This window comes from Anaeromyxobacter sp. (assembly GCA_016718565.1).
Classification (GTDB): domain Bacteria; phylum Myxococcota; class Myxococcia; order Myxococcales; family Anaeromyxobacteraceae; genus JADKCZ01.
Genome location: JADKCZ010000018.1, coordinates 355,965 through 373,625, shown reverse-complemented (window position 1 = coordinate 373,625; position 17,661 = coordinate 355,965). Strand labels below are relative to the sequence as shown.

Annotated in this window: 15 protein-coding genes, 1 tRNA gene and 1 pseudogene; 15 read left to right on the top strand and 2 right to left on the bottom strand. The window is 71.3% G+C overall.

Translation table 11 applies throughout. The annotated features are described in order from the left end of the window. Positions 1-3: 3 nt before the first annotated feature. The 15 genes and pseudogenes from guaA to IPO09_20660 all read left to right on the top strand — a co-directional run bounded on the left by guaA (position 4) and on the right by IPO09_20660 (position 15,293). The gene (gene guaA, locus IPO09_20730; GenBank protein MBK9519702.1) at positions 4-1,560 is read left to right on the top strand and encodes a glutamine-hydrolyzing GMP synthase; all 1,557 of its coding nucleotides are present in this window, start codon (positions 4-6) and stop codon (positions 1,558-1,560) included. 65 nt (positions 1,561-1,625) lie between these two features. Beyond that, positions 1,626-3,635 (top strand): VWA domain-containing protein, encoded by a 2,010-nt coding sequence (locus IPO09_20725; GenBank protein ID MBK9519701.1) that lies wholly within the window; start codon positions 1,626-1,628, stop codon positions 3,633-3,635. A 129-nt stretch (positions 3,636-3,764) separates the two neighbouring features. Beyond that, positions 3,765-4,565 (top strand): tetratricopeptide repeat protein, encoded by an 801-nt coding sequence (locus tag IPO09_20720; GenBank protein ID MBK9519700.1) that lies wholly within the window; start codon positions 3,765-3,767, stop codon positions 4,563-4,565. 80 nt (positions 4,566-4,645) lie between these two features. Further along, on the top strand, positions 4,646-6,424 hold the full coding sequence (locus tag IPO09_20715; GenBank protein ID MBK9519699.1) for a long-chain fatty acid--CoA ligase: 1,779 nt from the start codon (positions 4,646-4,648) through the stop codon (positions 6,422-6,424). Positions 6,425-6,558: 134 nt separating this feature from the next. Further along, a complete protein-coding gene (locus IPO09_20710; GenBank protein MBK9519698.1) occupies positions 6,559-6,900 on the top strand; it encodes an SCP2 sterol-binding domain-containing protein in 342 nt (113 codons plus the stop codon). A 136-nt stretch (positions 6,901-7,036) separates the two neighbouring features. Further along, positions 7,037-7,287 (top strand): annotated as a pseudogene (locus IPO09_20705) (hypothetical protein). Between the two features lie 73 nt (positions 7,288-7,360). After that, the gene (locus tag IPO09_20700) at positions 7,361-8,449 is read left to right on the top strand and encodes a hypothetical protein (GenBank protein MBK9519697.1); all 1,089 of its coding nucleotides are present in this window, start codon (positions 7,361-7,363) and stop codon (positions 8,447-8,449) included. 34 nt (positions 8,450-8,483) lie between these two features. Next, positions 8,484-9,401 (top strand): zinc ABC transporter substrate-binding protein, encoded by a 918-nt coding sequence (locus IPO09_20695; protein MBK9519696.1) that lies wholly within the window; start codon positions 8,484-8,486, stop codon positions 9,399-9,401. Positions 9,402-9,444: 43 nt separating this feature from the next. Beyond that, entirely contained in the window at positions 9,445-10,212 is a 768-nt protein-coding gene (locus IPO09_20690) for a metal ABC transporter ATP-binding protein (GenBank protein ID MBK9519695.1), read from the top strand. Then, positions 10,209-11,057, top strand: a complete 849-nt coding sequence (locus IPO09_20685) for a metal ABC transporter permease (protein MBK9519694.1) — start codon at positions 10,209-10,211, stop codon at positions 11,055-11,057. The genes IPO09_20690 and IPO09_20685 overlap by 4 nt, the downstream gene beginning before the upstream one ends. 52 nt (positions 11,058-11,109) lie before the next feature. Then, positions 11,110-11,186 (top strand) — tRNA-Met (locus tag IPO09_20680). Between the two features lie 152 nt (positions 11,187-11,338). Continuing rightward, positions 11,339-12,526 (top strand): site-specific integrase, encoded by a 1,188-nt coding sequence (locus IPO09_20675; protein ID MBK9519693.1) that lies wholly within the window; start codon positions 11,339-11,341, stop codon positions 12,524-12,526. Between the two features lie 20 nt (positions 12,527-12,546). Beyond that, positions 12,547-12,762, top strand: a complete 216-nt coding sequence (locus IPO09_20670; GenBank protein MBK9519692.1) for a helix-turn-helix domain-containing protein — start codon at positions 12,547-12,549, stop codon at positions 12,760-12,762. Between the two features lie 1,203 nt (positions 12,763-13,965). Then, the gene (locus tag IPO09_20665) at positions 13,966-14,718 is read left to right on the top strand and encodes a hypothetical protein (protein ID MBK9519691.1); all 753 of its coding nucleotides are present in this window, start codon (positions 13,966-13,968) and stop codon (positions 14,716-14,718) included. An 89-nt stretch (positions 14,719-14,807) separates the two neighbouring features. Further along, positions 14,808-15,293 (top strand): hypothetical protein, encoded by a 486-nt coding sequence (locus tag IPO09_20660; GenBank protein MBK9519690.1) that lies wholly within the window; start codon positions 14,808-14,810, stop codon positions 15,291-15,293. A 364-nt stretch (positions 15,294-15,657) separates the two neighbouring features. Here IPO09_20660 and IPO09_20655 read toward each other — a convergent pair whose 3' ends face one another. Together IPO09_20655 and IPO09_20650 are read right to left on the bottom strand one after the other, a co-directional pair. Next, complete coding sequence (locus tag IPO09_20655) at positions 15,658-16,098, bottom strand: hypothetical protein (protein MBK9519689.1); 441 nt, start codon at positions 16,096-16,098, stop codon at positions 15,658-15,660. A gap of 229 nt (positions 16,099-16,327) precedes the next feature. Next, positions 16,328-17,653, bottom strand: coding sequence for a hypothetical protein (locus tag IPO09_20650; protein MBK9519688.1), 1,326 nt, complete (start codon positions 17,651-17,653; stop codon positions 16,328-16,330). Positions 17,654-17,661 lie beyond the last annotated feature (8 nt).

Sequence of the window (17,661 nt, the reverse complement as noted above, 5' to 3'; positions counted from 1 at the left end):
ACCATGGACATCCACAGCGACAAGATCCTGATCCTCGACTTCGGCTCGCAGTACACGCAGCTCATCGCCCGCCGCCTGCGCGAGCTGGGCGTCTACTGCGAGATCCACCCCTGCACGGTGAAGGCCGAGGCCATCCGGGCCTACGGGGCGCGGGGCGTGGTCCTCTCCGGCGGGCCGGCCTCGGTGCTGGCCGAGGGCAGCCCGCGCCCCGACCCGGTGGTCTTCGAGCTGGGCGTGCCGGTGCTGGGGATCTGCTACGGCCTCCAGCTCATGGCCCACACCCTGGGCGGGCGGGTCGGCCAGAGCCACCACCGCGAGTTCGGTCCGGCCACGGTGGACGTGAAGCACACCTCGGCCCTCTTCGCCGGCCTGCCCGACCGCATCGACGTCTGGATGTCCCACGGCGACGGCGTCGAGGCCATCCCGCCCGGCTTCGAGCCGGTGGCCTCCACCCCGAGCGCCCCCTTCGCCGCGGTGGAGGACCGGGCGCGCCGCTTCTTCGCGGTGCAGTTCCACCCCGAGGTGGTCCACACCCCGCAGGGCAAGGACCTGCTCTGGAACTTCGCCCACCACGTCTGCGGCTGCGCCGGCACCTGGTCGATGCGCGGCTACGTGGACGTGGCCATCGAGCAGATCCGCGCCCAGGTGAAGGACGGCACGGTCATCTGCGCCCTCTCCGGCGGGGTCGACTCGGCGGTGGCGGCGCTGCTGGTGCACCGGGCCGTGGGGGACCGGCTGCGCTGCATCTTCGTCGACAACGGGGTGCTGCGGCAGGGCGAGCGGGCCCAGGTGGAGGAGGTCTTCGGGGAGATGTTCCACCTGCCGCTGGTGACGGTGGACGCCACCAGGCGGTTCCTCGACGGGCTGGCCGGGGTCACCGACCCGGAGCAGAAGCGCAAGATCATCGGGCGCGAGTTCATCGCGGTGTTCGAGGAGGAGGTGGAGCGGCTGGCCGCCCACGGCACCCGCGCCCAGTTCCTGGTGCAGGGCACCCTCTACCCGGACGTCATCGAGTCGGTCAGCTTCAAGGGCCCCTCGGCCACCATCAAGAGCCACCACAACGTGGGCGGCCTGCCGGAGAAGATGAAGCTGGCGCTGGTGGAGCCGCTGCGGGAGCTCTTCAAGGACGAGGTGCGCCGGCTCGGGCTGGAGCTGGGCCTGCCGCCGCACATCGTGCAGCGCCAGCCCTTCCCCGGGCCGGGCCTGGCCATCCGGGTGCTCGGCGAGGTCACCGAGGAGAAGCTGGCCGTGCTGCGCAAGGCCGACGTGGTGGTGCAGGAGGAGGTCCTCAAGGCCGGCCTCTACGACAAGCTCTGGCAGGCCTTCGCGGTGCTCCTGCCGGTCCGCTCGGTGGGCGTCATGGGCGACGAGCGGACCTACGAGGCCACCTGCGCCATCCGCGCCATCGAGTCCACCGACGGGATGACCGGCGACTGGGCCCGGCTCCCCTACGACCTGCTGGGGCGCATGTCCTCGCGCATCATCAACGAGGTCCGTGGCATCAACCGCTGCGTGTACGACATCTCCTCCAAGCCGCCGGCCACCATCGAGTGGGAGTGAGACCCACCCCCACGTTTCACCGACGGACGCTTCGTGGCTAAGATGTCGGCCTCCGGAGGTCTTCGATGACGCGCCGCACCCGCCGCACCGCCTCGCTGGCGCTGGTCCTGGCCCTCGCCTCCGGGCTGGCGGCCTGCCAGGACTACAACTTCAGCCCGGTGAGGTACTGCCTCATCCAGCCGGGCACCGAGCGGGTGACGCTCTCGGACATCTCCACCGCCGACATCCTCTTCGTGGTGGACGACTCCGGCTCGATGGGCGGCGAGCAGCAGAAGCTGCGGGACAGCTTCGCCGCCTTCGTCACCAAGCTGAAGGAGGGCAACCAGCTGCGGGTGGCCTCGCAGCTGGAGCCCATCGACTTCCACGTGGCGGTCACCACCACCTCGGTCTTCCTGAACGCCCCCACCACCGCCACCTGCAAGGCCAACTGCGCCGGGGCGGAGGGGCAGCAGGTCTGCTGCGACGCCACCACCAGCCAGCCGCTCACCATCCCCAAGGCCTGCGCCGCGCCGACCGACTGCCGGGCCGGCAACGGCTGCCGCACCGACTGCCAGGGCCGCTCCGGGGAGAAGACCTGCTGCGCCGACGTCCCCAACGGGGTGCCGGAGCGGGTGGCGCAGGCCTGCCCCGCCCTCGACCAGCCCTGCGGCCTGCTGCAGAGCCGCTACGTGGTGCCGCGCAGCGCGCGGCTCTGCGCCGGCGCCACCAGCTGCGCCGTCGGCCCGGACCCGGCCGCCCCCAACCCGGCGCCCGCCGGCTACGCCTGCCGCACCACCTGCCTGGGCCTGGGCGGCACCAGCGCCTGCTGCACCGCCGACGGCATCCCCTGGCGCGACGCCACCTGCACCCTGGGCGTGGGCAGCGAGGGCGGCCTCTACCCGCGCGGCGACTTCGTGCGCAAGGGCGCCAACCCGCGCGTGCTGCACTTCGAGAAGGCGCTCTTCTGCCCGCCCCTGGCGCCGCCGGCCACCGGCTGCGGGCCGGTGCTGCCCGGCGGCCCGCAGGACCTGGCGCTGCAGGCGCTGGTCAGCCAGTTCGGCCAGAACGTGGCGGTGGGCACCTGCGGCTCGGGCCAGGAGCAGGGGCTGGAGGCGGCCCGCCGCGCCATCCAGAAGGCGCTCGGCCAGGGCGGCCAGTCGCAGCCCGCCGACGTGCTGCCGGCCGAGTGGCCGCACGACAAGTCGAAGCTGGTGGTGGTCTTCGTGGGCGACGAGGACGACTGCTCGGGCCCCGAGGACGCCAGCCGCGGCGTCATCTTCTCCGTCACCGGCAACGACGCCTGCGAGTCGGACGGCGCGCTGCCGCCCGAGCAGCAGCGCCGCTTCAAGCTGCAGGAGTACGCCGACTTCCTCACCGGCCTGGGCCGCCCGGTGGCCGGCGCCTTCATCGTCTCGGCCCGCGCCGAGACCTGCGAGGACCAGTCGTGCCAGGCCGACATCTGCTGCGACACCGCCTGCACCGGCAACGCCAACGTCTGCACGGTGGCCGGGCTGTGCGGCGGGCAGGGGGCCGGCTACCGCTTCCTGGACCTCTCCGCGCTGCTGCGCGGGCGCGGCGCCGACACGGTGGGCGGCTCGGTCTGCAACCCCGGGACGCCGGCCAAGCCCGGCTTCTCCTCCATCCTGGAGCGGGTGGCCGAGGTGGTGAAGCAGCCGGCCGGCCTGCAGCTCCCCACCCAGCCGGCCACCGCCCAGCTCACCATCCTGCGCATCGCCGGCCCGGACGGGAAGACCCGCAAGACCTGCTTCGGCCCGGCGCCCGCCACCATGACGGTGGCCCAGGCCGAGGCCGCCAGCTACGACTGGTGGTTCACCGGCGGTGACGACACCAACCGGACGCCGACCGGGCCGACCCGCTTCGTGTACCTGAACCGGGCGACGCGCTCCTGCGAGGCCAACCCGGGCGAGACCTACTCGGCCGACTACCTCGGGCTGGTGCCGGCCGCGGGCTGCGCCTCCACCCTCGACTGCCAGGCCTCCCTGGGTGGCGAGCTGGCCGACTGGACCTGCGACGGCTACGTGGCCGGGGCTGGTGGCAGCCGCGGCACCTGCCTCTGCGGCAGCGGCACCCCCTAGCCGCCTCCGAAGGGGGAGGCGCGTCGGCCCTCGCCGCGGTGCGTCAGCCGATTTCGGCGGCCTGCCCTGCCTAGGGCGCTGCCAGCGGCGCGGTTCCGCGCCATGTTACGGACCGTGACCCTCCAGCTGCTGCTCGTCTCCCTCGCGCTGGCCGCCGAACCCGCCGCCGAGGCGCCGCCGGCGCCCCCGCAGGCGGGCCTCGCGCCGCCGCAGCCAGCCGCCGCCGCGCCGGCCGACACGCTGCCGGCCCTGCTGGCCCGCGCCGACCAGGGCTACGCCGAGCGCGACCAGCCGGCCGCGCTGGAGGCCTCGCGCCAGGCGCTCGAGGCGGCCCTGAAGCTGGCCCCCGCCGACGCCGGCGCCCTGTGGCGCCTGGCGCGCCTCGAGGCCTGGCGGTCGGAGGACCCGGCCATCCCCGACAAGAAGAAGAGCGAGCTCGGCAAGCGGGCCTGGGAGCTGGCCGAGCGGGCCATCGCCATCGACCCGGCGCCGGTGGAGCCGTGGTTCTACGCGGTGAGCGGCATGGGCAACTACTCGCTCGGCATCGGCATCCTCTCGGCGCTGGCGCAGGGCATCGAGGGCAAGTTCCGCGACCGCCTGCAGCAGGCCGAGCGGCGGGACGCCGGCTTCCAGCGCGGCGCCATCCCGGTGGCCTGGGCCCGCTTCTACTTCAAGCTCCCCTGGCCCAAGCACGACGCCGGCAAGTCGGAGCGGATGCTCCGCTCGGCCCTGCTGGAGAACCCGGACAACGTGCGGGCCCGCGTCTACCTGGCGGAGCTCTACCTGGACGAGAACAGGGTCGCGGCGGCCCGCGAGGAGTACCTGGCGGCGCTGGCCAAGCCGCCGGGGCAGTACGACGCCCCGGAGGAGCGGCGCTGGCAGGACGTGGCGCGCGCCGGCCTGGCTGGCCTGGGCACCAAGAAGAAGTGAACCGAGGGCCCGGCGCGGGCCAGCCGCGGCGCGCCGGGTGAGCACCTGACCGCAGCAGGCAACGACGACCGGGAGTGACCATGGCGAAGAACCTCGTCTCGCTGTTCGAGGCCCAGGCGAAGACGCGCGGCGCCCAGCCCGCGGTGAAGCACAAGCGCGACGGCCGCTGGCAGGACGTCTCCTGGACCGACATGGCCAGGCGCACCCGCGACGTGGCCGACGGGCTGGCGGCGCTCGGGCTGCAGCGCGGCGACCGGGTGGCCATCCTGGGCGACACCAACATCGAGTGGATCCTGGCCGACCTGGGCATCCTGGGCGCCGGCGGCATCACCGTCACCATCTACCAGTCGAACAAGGCGCACGAGTGCGCCTTCATCCTGCAGGACTCGGGGGCGCGCTACGTCTTCTGCGACAGCGCCGCCCAGGTGGCCAAGGTCCGCGAGGTGCGCGGGCAGCTGCCGGGGCTGGAGGGCATCATCCGCGCCTGGGGCGCCGCCGCCGATCCCTTCGAGCGCACCCTGGCCGACCTGGAGGCGGCCGGTGCGGCCTGGCGCGCCGGCCACCCCGGGGCGCACGCCGAGCGGCTGGCCGGCATCGGCCTCGAGGACGCCGCCAGCTTCATCTACACGTCCGGCACCACCGGCAACCCCAAGGGCGTGGTGCTGACCCACGGCAACTGGACCTACGAGGCCACCGCGGTGGCCGAGCTGCAGGTGGTGCGCGGCGACGACACCATCCTGATGTTCCTGCCCATGGCGCACTCGTTCGCCAAGGTGATCGAGGCCGTCTGGTTCTCCACCGGCGCCACCGGCGCCTTCGTCGAGTCGATGGAGAAGATCATCGAGAACGCCGGCGAGGTGAAGCCCACCGTGCTGCCGGCCGTGCCGCGCATCTTCGAGAAGGCCTTCGACGCGGTGGTGGCCAAGGGCCTGGCCACCCCCGGGCTGAAGGGCAAGCTCTTCAAGGCGGCGCTGGAGGGGTTCAACGCCTGGGTGGCGGCCAAGGACCTGGGCAAGGAGCAGGTCAGCCTGGGCTTCCTCCTGGGCCGCAAGCTGGTCTTCCCCAAGCTGGCGGCGGCGCTCTCCGAGAAGTTCGGCGGGCGCATGCGGGTCTTCGTCTCCGGCGGCGCGCCGCTCTCGCCCAAGATCGGCTGGTTCTTCAACGAGGTCGGCATGCCCATCCTGGAGGGCTATGGCCTGACCGAGACCAGCGCCGGCACCTTCGTCAACCGGCCCGGCAACAACCGCATCGGCACGGTGGGGCCGCCGGTGCCCGGCACCGAGGTGCGCATCGCCGAGGACGGCGAGATCCTCATCAAGGGGCCGGGCGTGATGAAGGCCTACTACAACAACCCGGCCGCCACCGCCGAGGCGCTGCGCGACGGCTGGTTCTACACCGGCGACATCGGCCAGGTGGACGCCGACGGCTGCCTGCGCATCACCGACCGCAAGAAGGACATCATCGTCACCGCCGGCGGCAAGAACGTGGCCCCCCAGAACCTGGAGAACGAGCTCAAGACCGATCCGCTCATCTCGCAGGTGATGGTGCACGGCGACAAGCGCAAGTTCCTCTCGGCGCTGGTCACCCTGAACGAGGAGGCCACGCGGGCCTGGGGCAAGGAGCACGGGGTGGCGCCTGGCGCCGCCCTGCACCAGGACCCCAAGGTGGTGGCCCGCATCCAGCAGGCCATCAGCGAGCTGAACGGGCGCCAGGCCAGCTACGCCTCCATCAAGCGCTTCGTCATCGTCCCGCGCGACTTCACCCAGGAGTCGGGCGAGCTCACCCCGACGCTCAAGGTGAAGCGCAAGGTGGTGACGCAGAACTACAAGAAGCAGCTCGACGCCTTCTACGCGGAGTAGGCGGCGCCGGCGCCGGCATCGACCGGGGCGCCCCCGCAGGGGGGGGGGGATCGCCCCGCGCCTTGACAGCGCCGCGGACGCTTCGTACGGTCTTGGTTGATTCTGGAATCAGCCTGGACTGACGGGAGGTTGCGATGGGCGATCCGGTTCAGACGGTCAGGGAGGTGTTCGAGCGCCACATGCCCGAGCGGCTCAAGGCCAAGCCCGACGTGGTGGCCAAGATCAACGCCGTCTACCAGTTCAACATCTCGGGCCCGAGCGGCGGCGCCTGGTCGGTGGACTGCACCGCCTCCGCCGGCGGCACCGTGGCCCCTGGCACCTCGCCGGCGGCCCGCTGCACCGTGGCCATGACCGACGGCGACTTCCTCAACGTGGTCAACGGCAAGCTCAACCCGCAGATGGCCTTCATGTCCGGCAAGCTGAAGATCCAGGGCGACATGGCGCTGGCCATGAAGCTGCAGCAGATCCTGGCCTGAGCGGCGGGCGCGCCCGCAGGCGCCACCCGCCCGGCCCGACCGGGCGCCGCCGCCTCCTCCGGCGCGGCCACCCGCCGCAACGCCTGCAGTTGGCCTTGACGCAGGGCCCGTCCGTCCGCACATTCCTGGCGCTCGCATGCGTCTCCTCCTCGCCGCCACCCTGGCGCTGCACCTCGTGCTCACGGCCTTCGGGCCGCACGTGCACTCGGCGTCGCACGGGACCGAGGAGTGCGCCGTGTGCGCGGCGCCGAGGCGGCCGGGAGCTCCACCCCGGACCTCGCGCCCAGCGCCCTGCCGGCCGTGGCGGTGGTCCTCGCGCCCGGCCTGCCCCCGGTGACCGGCGCCCCGCTCGGCGCCATCCCCGGGCAGTCGCCTCCCCGCGCCTGACGCGGGACGTCCCAGGCCAGCTCCACCAGTCTCGACCCGACGTGGCGCGCCCAGCGCGCCGAGGTGTCACATCATGCGTTCACTCTCCGTGGCGGGCCTCCTTTCCCTCGCCCTCGCAGCTCCCTCCGCCCGGGCCCAGGAGGCCTGGACCGCGCCGCCGGCCGGCGGCGCCAACCCCTACGCCCGGCTGCTCCTCATGCCGGACATCTCGGCCATCGCCAGCTTCGCGGCGGCCTGGAACGACCACGACGTGGAGGCGCTGTCCCCGCGCGTCGGGCCCTACGCCCCGGCGGACAAGCCCGCCTTCCTCTTCGAGGAGCTGGAGCTCGGCCTGCAGGCCGTCATCGACCCCTACGCCAGGGCCAGCGTCTTCATCGCCTTCGCGCCAGGGGAGGTGGCGGTGGAGGAGGCCTTCCTCACCACCACCTCGCTGCCGGCCGGCCTCCAGGTGAAGGCCGGCCGCATGTACTCGCCGTGGGGGAGGGTGAACGGGCAGCACCCCCACGCCTGGGACTTCGTGGACGCCCCGCTGGCCCGCGGGCGCGTCCTGGCCGAGGAGGTGCTGGCAGGCCCTGGCGTGGACCTGGCCTGGCTGGCCCCGCTGCCCTGGTTCGCCGAGCTGCACCTGGCGGCGCAGGACACCGCGCCCACCGAGGCCGATGCCGAGCGGCTCACCGGCCTGGTCCGGCTGGCCCAGTTCTTCGCCCTCTCCGAGGAGACCACCCTGGGCGTCGGCCTCTCGGCGGCGCGGCGCGACGAGGGGGCGGGCCAGTTCCGCGACCTGGGCGGCGCCGACCTGTACCTGCGCTGGCGCCCGCCCACCGGGCGCAGCGCCGTGACGCTGCAGGGCGAGCTCTTCACCCGCAGGTTCCGGGGCGTGCCCGACGCCGGGGCGGCCGACTGGGGCGCCTACGGGCAGGCCGTCTGGCGGGTGGGCCCCGCGGGCGCGCTCGGGCTGCGGTACGACCAGGCGCCGACGGCCGGTGAGACCGCGCCCGGCACCGAGCGGCGCCTCTCCGGCCTGGCCACCTGGTACCTCTCCGAGTTCCAGCGCCTGCGCCTGCAGGTGAGCCACGAGCGCCGCCCCGCCGACCAGGCCGGCTTCGCGGCGCTGGTCCACCTCGAGTTCGGCATCGGCGCGCACGGGGCGCATCCGTTCTAGGCCCCGCCACCCCTTCCTCCCAGGACCCACGCCCATGACCTTCACGTCGCTGCTGCGCTCCGTCTCGCTGGCCGCCGCCCTGCTCGCGCTCCCCACCCCCGCCACCGCCAGGCTGCGGGTGGTCACCACCACCGAGGGGCTGGCCGCCCTGGCCCGCGAGGTCGGCGGCGACCGCCTCGAGGTGCAGAGCCTCTCCCGCGGGGTGCAGGACCCGCACTTCGTCGACGCCAACCCCATCCTGGCCGTCAAGCTGCGGGCGGCCGACCTGCTGGTGGACGTGGGGCTGGACCTCGAGGTCGGCTGGCTCCCGCCGCTGGTGCTCCAGTCGCGCAACGCCGCCATCCTGCCGGGCGGGGCGCGGCGCCTCACCGCCGCCTCGGCCGTGGCGGTGCTGGACGTGCCAACCGGCGTGGTGGACCGGAGCCGCGGCGACCTGCACCCCGGCGGCAACCCGCACTTCCTCACCGACCCGCGCCGGGCCGTGCAGGTGGCCCAGGCCATCTCGCTCAAGCTCACCGAGCTCGATCCGGCCGGGGCCGCGGTCTACGCCGACGCCACCGCCACCTTCTCGCGCAAGGTGACCGAGGCCCTGGCCGGCTGGCGCGCCCAGCTGGCGCCGCTGGCCGGGCGCCAGGTGCTGACCCACCACCGGACCCTGAGCTACCTCTTCGACTGGACCGGACTCGCCAGCGCCGGCGAGCTCGAGCCGCGCCCCGGCACGCCCCCGCCGCCGGCCCACCTGGCCCGCCTGGTGGAGGTGGCCCGGCGGGAGGGGGTGAAGGCCATCCTGGTGGAGGGCTACTACGACACCCGCTCCGCCGAGCAGGTGGCCAGGCTGACCGGGGCGAGGGTGGTGGTGCTGCCCGGCGACGTGGGCGGGGTCCCGGAGGCCACCACCTACCAGGCCTGGGTGGAGCTGCTGGTTCGTCGTATCGTGGCGGGGCTCCAGTGAGCGTCCGGCGCCGGGCCGGCCGGGCCGGCGCCGGAGCCCCAGCATGACCAGCCCACCCCTCCTCGCCCTGCGCGCCGCCTCGGTCGGCCACGGCCGCCGCGCCATCCTCTCCGGGGTGGAGCTGGCCGTGGCGCCCGGCGACTTCCTGGCGCTGGTGGGGCCCAACGGCGGGGGCAAGACCACCATCTTGAAGACCTTGCTCGGCATGCTGGCGCCCGTGGCCGGGCGGCGCGAGGCGCCGCGCCCGGTGCGGGTGGGCTACGTGCCGCAGCGCGATCTGGTGGACGCCATCTGGCCGCTCACGGCCGGCGAGGTGGTGCTGATGGGGCGGACCCCCGGCCTGGGGCCGCTGCGGCGCGCCGGGCCACCCGACCACCGGGCGGTGGCCGCGGCGCTGCTGCGGGCCGGCATCGCCGACCTGGCCGGGCGCCCGTACGGCGAGCTCTCCGGGGGGCAGCGGCAGCGCACCCTCATCGCCCGGGCGCTGGCGGCCGAGCCCGAGCTGCTGGCGGTGGACGAGCCGACCAACGGCATGGACCCCGCCGCCGAGCTGGCCACCATGGAGGTGCTGCACGGCCTGCACGCCGCCGGCGGGCTGGCGGTGGTGATGGTCTCGCACCGGCTCGACGCCGTGGCCGCCCACGCGCGCAGGCTGGCGTTCGTGGACAAGGACCAGGGGCTCTTCCGGGTGGGGCCGCTGGAGGAGATGCTGCGCCCCGAGCCGCTCACGGCGCTCTACGGCCAGGCCGTCACGGTGCGCCGGGTGGACGGGCGGCCCTGGGTCCAGCTGGGCGGGGGAGGGCGGCCGTGAGCTGGCTCGGGCCCTTCCTGGCGGCGCGGGAGATCTGGCAGGCGCCGCTGCTGGCGTCGCTGATGGCCGGCGCGCTGCTCGGCTTCCTGGGCGTGTACGTGGTGCTGCGGCGCACCGTCTTCGTGTCGGCGGCGCTGACCCAGATCTCCACGCTGGGGCTGGTGTTCGGCCTGTTCCTGGAGGAGCGGCTGCACATCGAGGCCGAGCACGCCCACCACCAGCTCGGCATGGCCATGGGGTTCGCCGTGGTGGGGGCGGTGCTGCTGGCCGCCCTCCGCCCGCGCCGGCTGCCGGCCGAGGCGCTGGTGGGGGCCGCCTGGGTCACCGCCTCGGCGCTGGTGGTGCTGGGGGTGTCCCGCCTGGTGCACGCGGCGCACGACCTCGGCGGCATGGTGTTCGGCAACGCGGTGGCGGTGCCCGACGAGGAGCTCTGGATCATCGCGGCGGTGGCGCTGCTGTGCGGGCTGGTGCACCTGGCCTTCCGCAAGGAGATCACCTTCGCCTCCTTCGACCCCGAGACGGCCCGCGCCATGGGGCTGCACACCTGGGTGTGGGACGCGGCGCTGGCGGTGACCGTGGGGCTGGCCATCCCGGCCTCGGCGCGGGCGCTGGGCGCGCTGCCGGTCTTCGCCTTCCTGACGCTGCCGGCCTCGGCGGCGCTGCTGCTGCGCCTCCGGCTCGGCGCCGCCTTCGCCCTGGCGGCGGCCTTCGGGGTGTCGGCCGCCGCCGGCGGCTACCTGATCTCCTGGTTCGCCGAGACGCCCACCGGCGCCACCATGGTGGCCGTGGCCGCGCTCTTCCTGGTGCCCGGCGGGCTGCGCGCCCTGTGGCAAGACAGGGCTTGACCGGACCGGTCATAGCCGGTACAACCCGCGTCCGTTTCAACCTTTCCACTGCCGCGGGGTGGAGCAGCCAGGTAGCTCGTCGGGCTCATAACCCGAAGGTCCCAGGTTCAAATCCTGGCCCCGCAACCAACAAGGACGCCCACTTAGCTCGCTGCTAGGTGGGCGTTTTCCTTTGAGGGGGCCAGGTAGGGGCCAGTCGTGCCTCCCCCAGCCCCGCTGCAAACCCGAAGGTCCTACCTTGCAGAAGAGTGCCGCCTTGCCCGGCCTACAAGGGCGAGGTCATGTCGAAGCCGTTCCGCATCGAGGGGAAGTCCGGATGGTGGATCCGCTACACCGACGAGTTCGGGAAGCGGCGGAAGAAGAGCTTCGAACTCTTCGCTGACGCCGACAAGGCCCTGAGCCTCGAGAAGGCCCGCGTCACCGAGGTGAAGCGGGGCCTCCGGGACCCGACGCCCCCCACCAAGCTCTACGCCGACCTGGCTAACTACTGGGAGGAGTTCAAGGTCCCCCAGAAGCGGAGCGGCGAGGACGACATCAGCATGATGAAGGCCCACCTGCGGCCGTTCTTTGCCGAGAGCGGGCTCAAGCTCGCCGACATCGGGGTGGCTGCCGTCGACAGGTACATCGCAGAGAAGACGGCGGGGACGGCCGACCGCAAGCCGATCGGCATCAAGACCATCAACAACCACCTGACGCTCCTCATCACGCAGCTCAACCTCGCCTACGAGCTCCGCTGGATCGCCAGGATGCCGCGGATCAAGAAGCCAAAGTTCAGGCTCTTCGACTCCGACTACTCCTACCTGCGCACCAAGGACGAGATCCGCCGCCTCCTGGTCGCGGCGGAAGGGGAGGGGGAGAACGCCCTGGTCCTCTACTCGACCGCCGTCTACACCGGGATGCGGGCCGGCGAGCTGGCCGGGCTCCGCTGGGACGACGTGAACTTCGAGACCCGGCTCATCGCGGTCCAGCGGTCCTTCGAGGGCCCCACCAAGGCCGGCGACGTCCGCTACGTCCCCATCCTCGACGTGCTCCTGCCGGTGCTGCGCCGCTGGCGGCTCAAGTGCCCCGGCCAGCTCGTGTTCCCGAACGAGCGAGGCGCCATGCACCAGGAGTCGGCCCGGGTCTTCCAGGAGATCTTCCATCGGGTCCTGGACGATGCCCAGTTCCCCAGGGTGCAGAAGAACGCCCGGACGGGCCGGTACATCGTCTTCCACGACCTGCGCCACACCTTCGCCAGCCACTGGGTGATGAACTCGGGCGACGTCTTCAAGCTCCAGAAGATCCTGGGCCACAAGGACATCAAGATGACCATGCGCTACGCCCACCTGGCGCCCGCGGCCTACGCCGCCGACTTCGGGCGTCTGGGGTCGGAGGCGCCAAGGGTCGGAGAGGTCATCGCGCTCCCCATCGACCTCGCAGGACGTCCGCTGCAAGAACCAGCCCCTAACCTTGCAGAGTCGCCTTCGTAGACGGGCTGTAGAACCACGGCATGGACGACAACGCCGTGGACGCCAGCAATGAGCAGCACGAGGAGAAGCTCCGCTACGGCGGGGCGTCGGCACTGACCGGGCTCGGAATCCCGACGCTCCAGTCGATGGTGTGCAGACGGCAGATTCCGCACTACCGGCTCGGCAAGAGGCTCGTGGTCTTCTCGAAGGTCGAGTTGGCCGCCTGGATGGCCGCGCGGCGGGTCGCGAGCAAGTAGATGCCAGCGCGGTCGCCACGACGCCGGCTCTTCGGCTCCAGACGAATCCGCTCGGCTGATGCCCGGGGGGCCTTCCGACCACCGTGCGATGAGGCCCCTACCTTCGTCGCAGCGGTTGAGGCGATGGTGCGGGCCGAACGACAGCCAGGGTACAGGACCTACCTCTACACCTTCACGACGGCATGCTCGGGAACTCGAGAGCGCCTCCTGCGAGACGTGCGGCGGCAGTTTGACCTGCTCCAGCAGTCAAGACCGTGGCGTCGGCTCGCGGACGCGGTTTGGGTGGTGGCGGACGACCGTCGCGAGGACCCGCACGTCCATGTTGTCGCGCTGCTGCCGCCAAACCTCACCCGAGCAGCACTCAGAAATGCATGGAAGGGTGGCATCAGCAACGCCGAGCGGGTCACGAAGACACCGGCCCGACTTGGAGCTTATCTTGGCATCCAGTGGGAACCGTCCAGGGGAATTCCTGAGGTAAGACGCAGGAAGTGGGGCCGTAAGCGGCACCAGGGAGGAGGCCTTGCTTGTACACCTCCTGACTCCTCCCTACCTGATCCAACTCATCCTGAAGGGTCGAGAATGGGTGCTCCTGTACGGCCCCATGTTGCGCCACCTGTTGCCCCAACAGGTTGTGAGCGGTCAAAGGAGGAACTCGGCCAACGTCATGAACCACCGCTGGGCGCTCAGCGAGCGACACCCGATCTCGACGGCATTGTGCCGTCGAGAGGCCGTAGGCCAGGGGGGAGCACGATGACGCGCACGGTGGAGGGTCGTGGCGGTGGTCGTGTACCGCCCTGTGGGAGCGAACAGGTCCATCCTCCAGATGCTCATCCTGATCATGATGCTCGCCATCACGTATCCGACAACAAGATGACCGTTGGTGAACATCATGTTGCCGTCGCAGGTGGTGACACCATCTCGGCCCGGTCGAGCGGGTCGGTGACCAGCCGGCCCAACTCCATGCCGCCCTTCAGGCGCCGCCTGGGCACCGGCGACTGGGACACCGCGTGGCTCCATGACTGCCTCTAGGAATCGCTACCCACAGGCCCAGGAAACCATGACAGTCGAGACATGCTCCCTGGCCCACCCCCTCGGCCCGATATCCTCGCTGGCGCCACCCCACCTGCCCGCGCCACAGGCCCGCGAACCGAGCTGGGAAAGATTCGGGCCTCGCTCAACCGGGTGTCCCACGGCATCAGGTCGGTGGCGCTCGTGCTGCCAGGCGAGGCCGTCGCCGACTACCGCCGCCACGCCGACGGGTGGTTCGCCACGCTGCCCTGCTCCTCGCCCGCCGAGGCCCACGTCGTCTACCAGCTCGCCGACCTCGCCTGGCGCCAGCAGCGACTGCTCCGGCTCGAACACGCCCACCACCTCTCGCTCGTCGAGGACGCCATGAGGAAGACCCCGCAGCACCACGACTACTCCCGCGCCCTTGGCGCGCTGACGGCCGTGAACGTCCTTGTCCAGCACGCCGTTGCCGCCGATGAGCTCAAGCCCTTCCCGACCCACATCGGCCCGCTCAAGCCGTTCATCCTGGGCGCCAAGGGCACCGTCAGCATCGTGCGCGACGTGGAGGCTCTCGATGGCCGGCTGGTGAAGAACCTCGAGGAGGCCATCACCGGCCTGGAGGAGGCCGCCGAGGACGGCAAGGCGAAGTCGGACAACATGGTCGCCCTCGCTACCGCTGCCCATGATGTCCAAGCCGCCCTCGTCACCATGGTGAAGCGCGGGGAGCAGGTCCTCGACCACCTCCGCAAGAAGATCTCCGCCGAGACGGTGGTGCCGGAGGGGCCGGAGACCAAGAAGCTCTCCAGGTACAGGGCCGAGATCGAGAAGAGCCAGGCCCGGCTGCTCGGCATCCTCGACCAGCTCCGGACTCAGCGGAAGGCCGCCGAGGCCGCCCTGGCCGAGAACGACGGCAAGGCCATCGACGTCAGGTTGCGCGTCGTCAGGTAGGCCGGGAGGCCGTTCGGGAGCCTCCTCCGGCCTCCTCGCCGCCTCCGATCCCCAGCGTGGTGTCAGCCGGCTGGGAGATGGTCATCGTCATGACCAGCGAGGAGTCCAAGGCCAAGGCCGAGCGGGATGTATTCCTGGAGTTCATCCAGCTGGCCGGCATGCCAGTTGTCCCCGGGTCTGTGGAGTCCCGCCGTCCACCCGAGCCCGACATCCTGTGCCGGTACGTCCACGGCGAGCAGGTGGCGTTCGAGCTGGTCGACCTGGTCGATGAGGACCTCGCCCGAGTGACCGCTCAGGCGATCCAGGGGCAGGGACCCGGCGGAACCTGGTTCGCGGACCCCACCTTGGAGAGGGTCCGGGTGAAGCTGGTCGAGAAGAGGTACCAGTCCCCCTTCCCGATCGAGCTGCTGGCGTACGGGGACGAGACCATGGACCCGAAGAGCATCTGGATGCCGAAGTTCGAGCAGCGTCTGCGGGACCTGATGGACGCATCCAGCTTCCGGCGCCTGTGGGTGGTGAACATGACCGGGCGAGAGCGTGGCGTGTGGCTTGTCCACCCACCGGCTGCTCCCTGACCTCCGGGTTCGCCCACGCTGAGGTCTAAGGCAAGAACGATCGGGCCGGCTAGGAGGGGGAGAGAGGTACCCGCAGCCTTGGGAACCTGGTGAGGGGTCTGCCTCCCCGGCCACCTTACAGACTCGATCAGGAAGGCCCCTGGCTGCCCCTAGGATCGACGATCTCGCCCTCGCCCCACCCGGACCACCCCCTTCACGAAATCTGGCCCCCGCCCCCCACCCTCAGCCAGAAATCTTGGGCCCCGTCTGAATCCGGCCCCCATCTCCACTGCCCGCCCGGTCCCCCCACCAGACGGCGACTAGGCTGGCCAGGACATGTAACGACGAGGCGGACGCCGAGCTGGCCGTCATCCTCGCCATCCACCTACAGGAGGTCTTCCCGGGCGATGCCGCTGAAGACCTGCGTGATGTGGCGCGAGCTGCTCCCAGTCCCGGTGTTCCAGCTCAACCAGGCCGCGCTCTCGCCGTAGAGGATGAAAATGGTGACGATGCGACCAGGCACCGTCCCGGAGCGCCACCACACCTCCGCGGTGCACTTCTCCTCCACCACCCGGCCGCTGAAGTCCGGGGGCTCGATGTCCGGCTGGAAGTTGGCGGAGCTGACCAGGTGCAGCGCCTGAAGCATCTTGTCGAAGGCGCGCAGGTCGACGGGCCCGCTGGTGGCCAAGGTCACCGGCCCCTTGCCGCAGGCGAGCGCCACCACCTGGGACACCGCGAACCAGACTCCAGCACGCAGCTCGACGAGGACCTGACCTTCGGCGCCCTGGAACACCTCAAGTGACCTACTGGGCAACGTGCTGACCATGGGGGTGCTCCTCCCTGGCCGAGTTAGTGATGGTGGGCGACCTGCCGACCCGGCCTACCGGTTGGGGCCTCTGCGTGCAGGCTACCTGTAGAAGGTGACGCCTGGCTTCTCGGCGAAGCGAACCTCAGGCCGGCCATCCTGCCCGTGGACGCTTTGTGGAAGTGGAAGGGGCCCAAGCGAGTGCTCAGGCCCCGGGAGGTGACTTAGCTTACCAACGCGGTATGCGACATCACGGGGTGTAGTGGACAATTGTCCCGTTGGCGCCGACCGCCCAGACATCGTTCCCCGAGATGCCCCCGCCGCCGTAGAGAGGAAGGGTCGTTCCGCTCTGCACGGTTGACCATGCGCTGCCGTTCCAATGGAGAATGACGCTGGTGGCTGGAGCAGGAGGGACTCCGCCGCTGCCGCCGAACGCCCAGACGTCACTTCCCGAACTGCCCCAGATGCCGTCGAGGGGGTCGGTTCTCCCGCTGGGCACAGTCGACCAGGCCGTTCCGTTCCAATGCTGGATCGTTCCGCCGTCCCCAACGGCCCAAACGTCGTTCGCCGAGCTGCCCCAGATGTTCCTCAGACCGTTGGAGGTACCGCTCGCGACGCTCGACCACGCGATACCGTTCCAGTGGAGAAGAACGCTGCTTGGGGGACTGTCGGAGCCCCCCACCGCCCAGACGTCGTTCGCCGAGCTTCCCCAGACGTCAGCGATATGTTCCGTCGTGCCGCTGGCCACGGTGGACCACGACGTCCCGTTCCAGTGCAGGATCGTTCCGCCACCCCCTACGGCCCAGACGTCGTTCGCCGCGGTCCCCCAGATGCCTTCCAGGAAAGAGGCTGACACTGGACTGGTCACGCTCGACCACGTGGTGCCGTTCCAGTGCAGAATGGTTCCGCTCTCCCCTACCGCCCAAACGTCGGCTTCGGATAGGCCCCAGACTCCAGTTAGGTACTGCCCTCCGTAGGTGGCGCTCGACCAAGCGCTGCCGTTCCAGTGGAGAATCGCTCCGGGTCCACCGCCAACCGCCCAGACGTCGTTCGCCGAGCTTCCCCAGACGTCAAGCAACTCCTTCGATGTCGTTCCGCTCGGCACACTCGTCCAGGTGCCGAGACCCGCCACGGCCGTCGCTGTGAAGTCCTTTCCGGAGGCGTTCGACCCGCCTACAACCACGGCCAAGCTCGCTGGGGAGAACGTGTACCCAGCGAGCGATGGCGTGACGGTGTAGTTTCCGTTGGTCAGGCCTGTGAAGCTGAAAGCCCCCGTGGCACCGCTCGTTGTCGTTGCGCTGCTGGTGCCAGTGAGCGCCATGGTGACCCCCGACACGGCCGCGCCGGAGATGGTTCCGGAGATGCTGTAGGTGTTCGGGACCGCCGTCGCGGTGAAGTCCTGCCCCGTCACGTTTGACCCGCTCACCGAGACGACCAGGCTCGCTGGGGAGAACGTGTACCCTGCCAGCGACGGCGCCACGCTGTAGGTGCCGTTGGCCAAGCCGGCGAAGTTGTAGGTTCCCGCGCCCCCAGTTGTGGTCGTCGCGCTGCTCGCGCCCGAGAGCGTCACCGCCACGCCAGAGG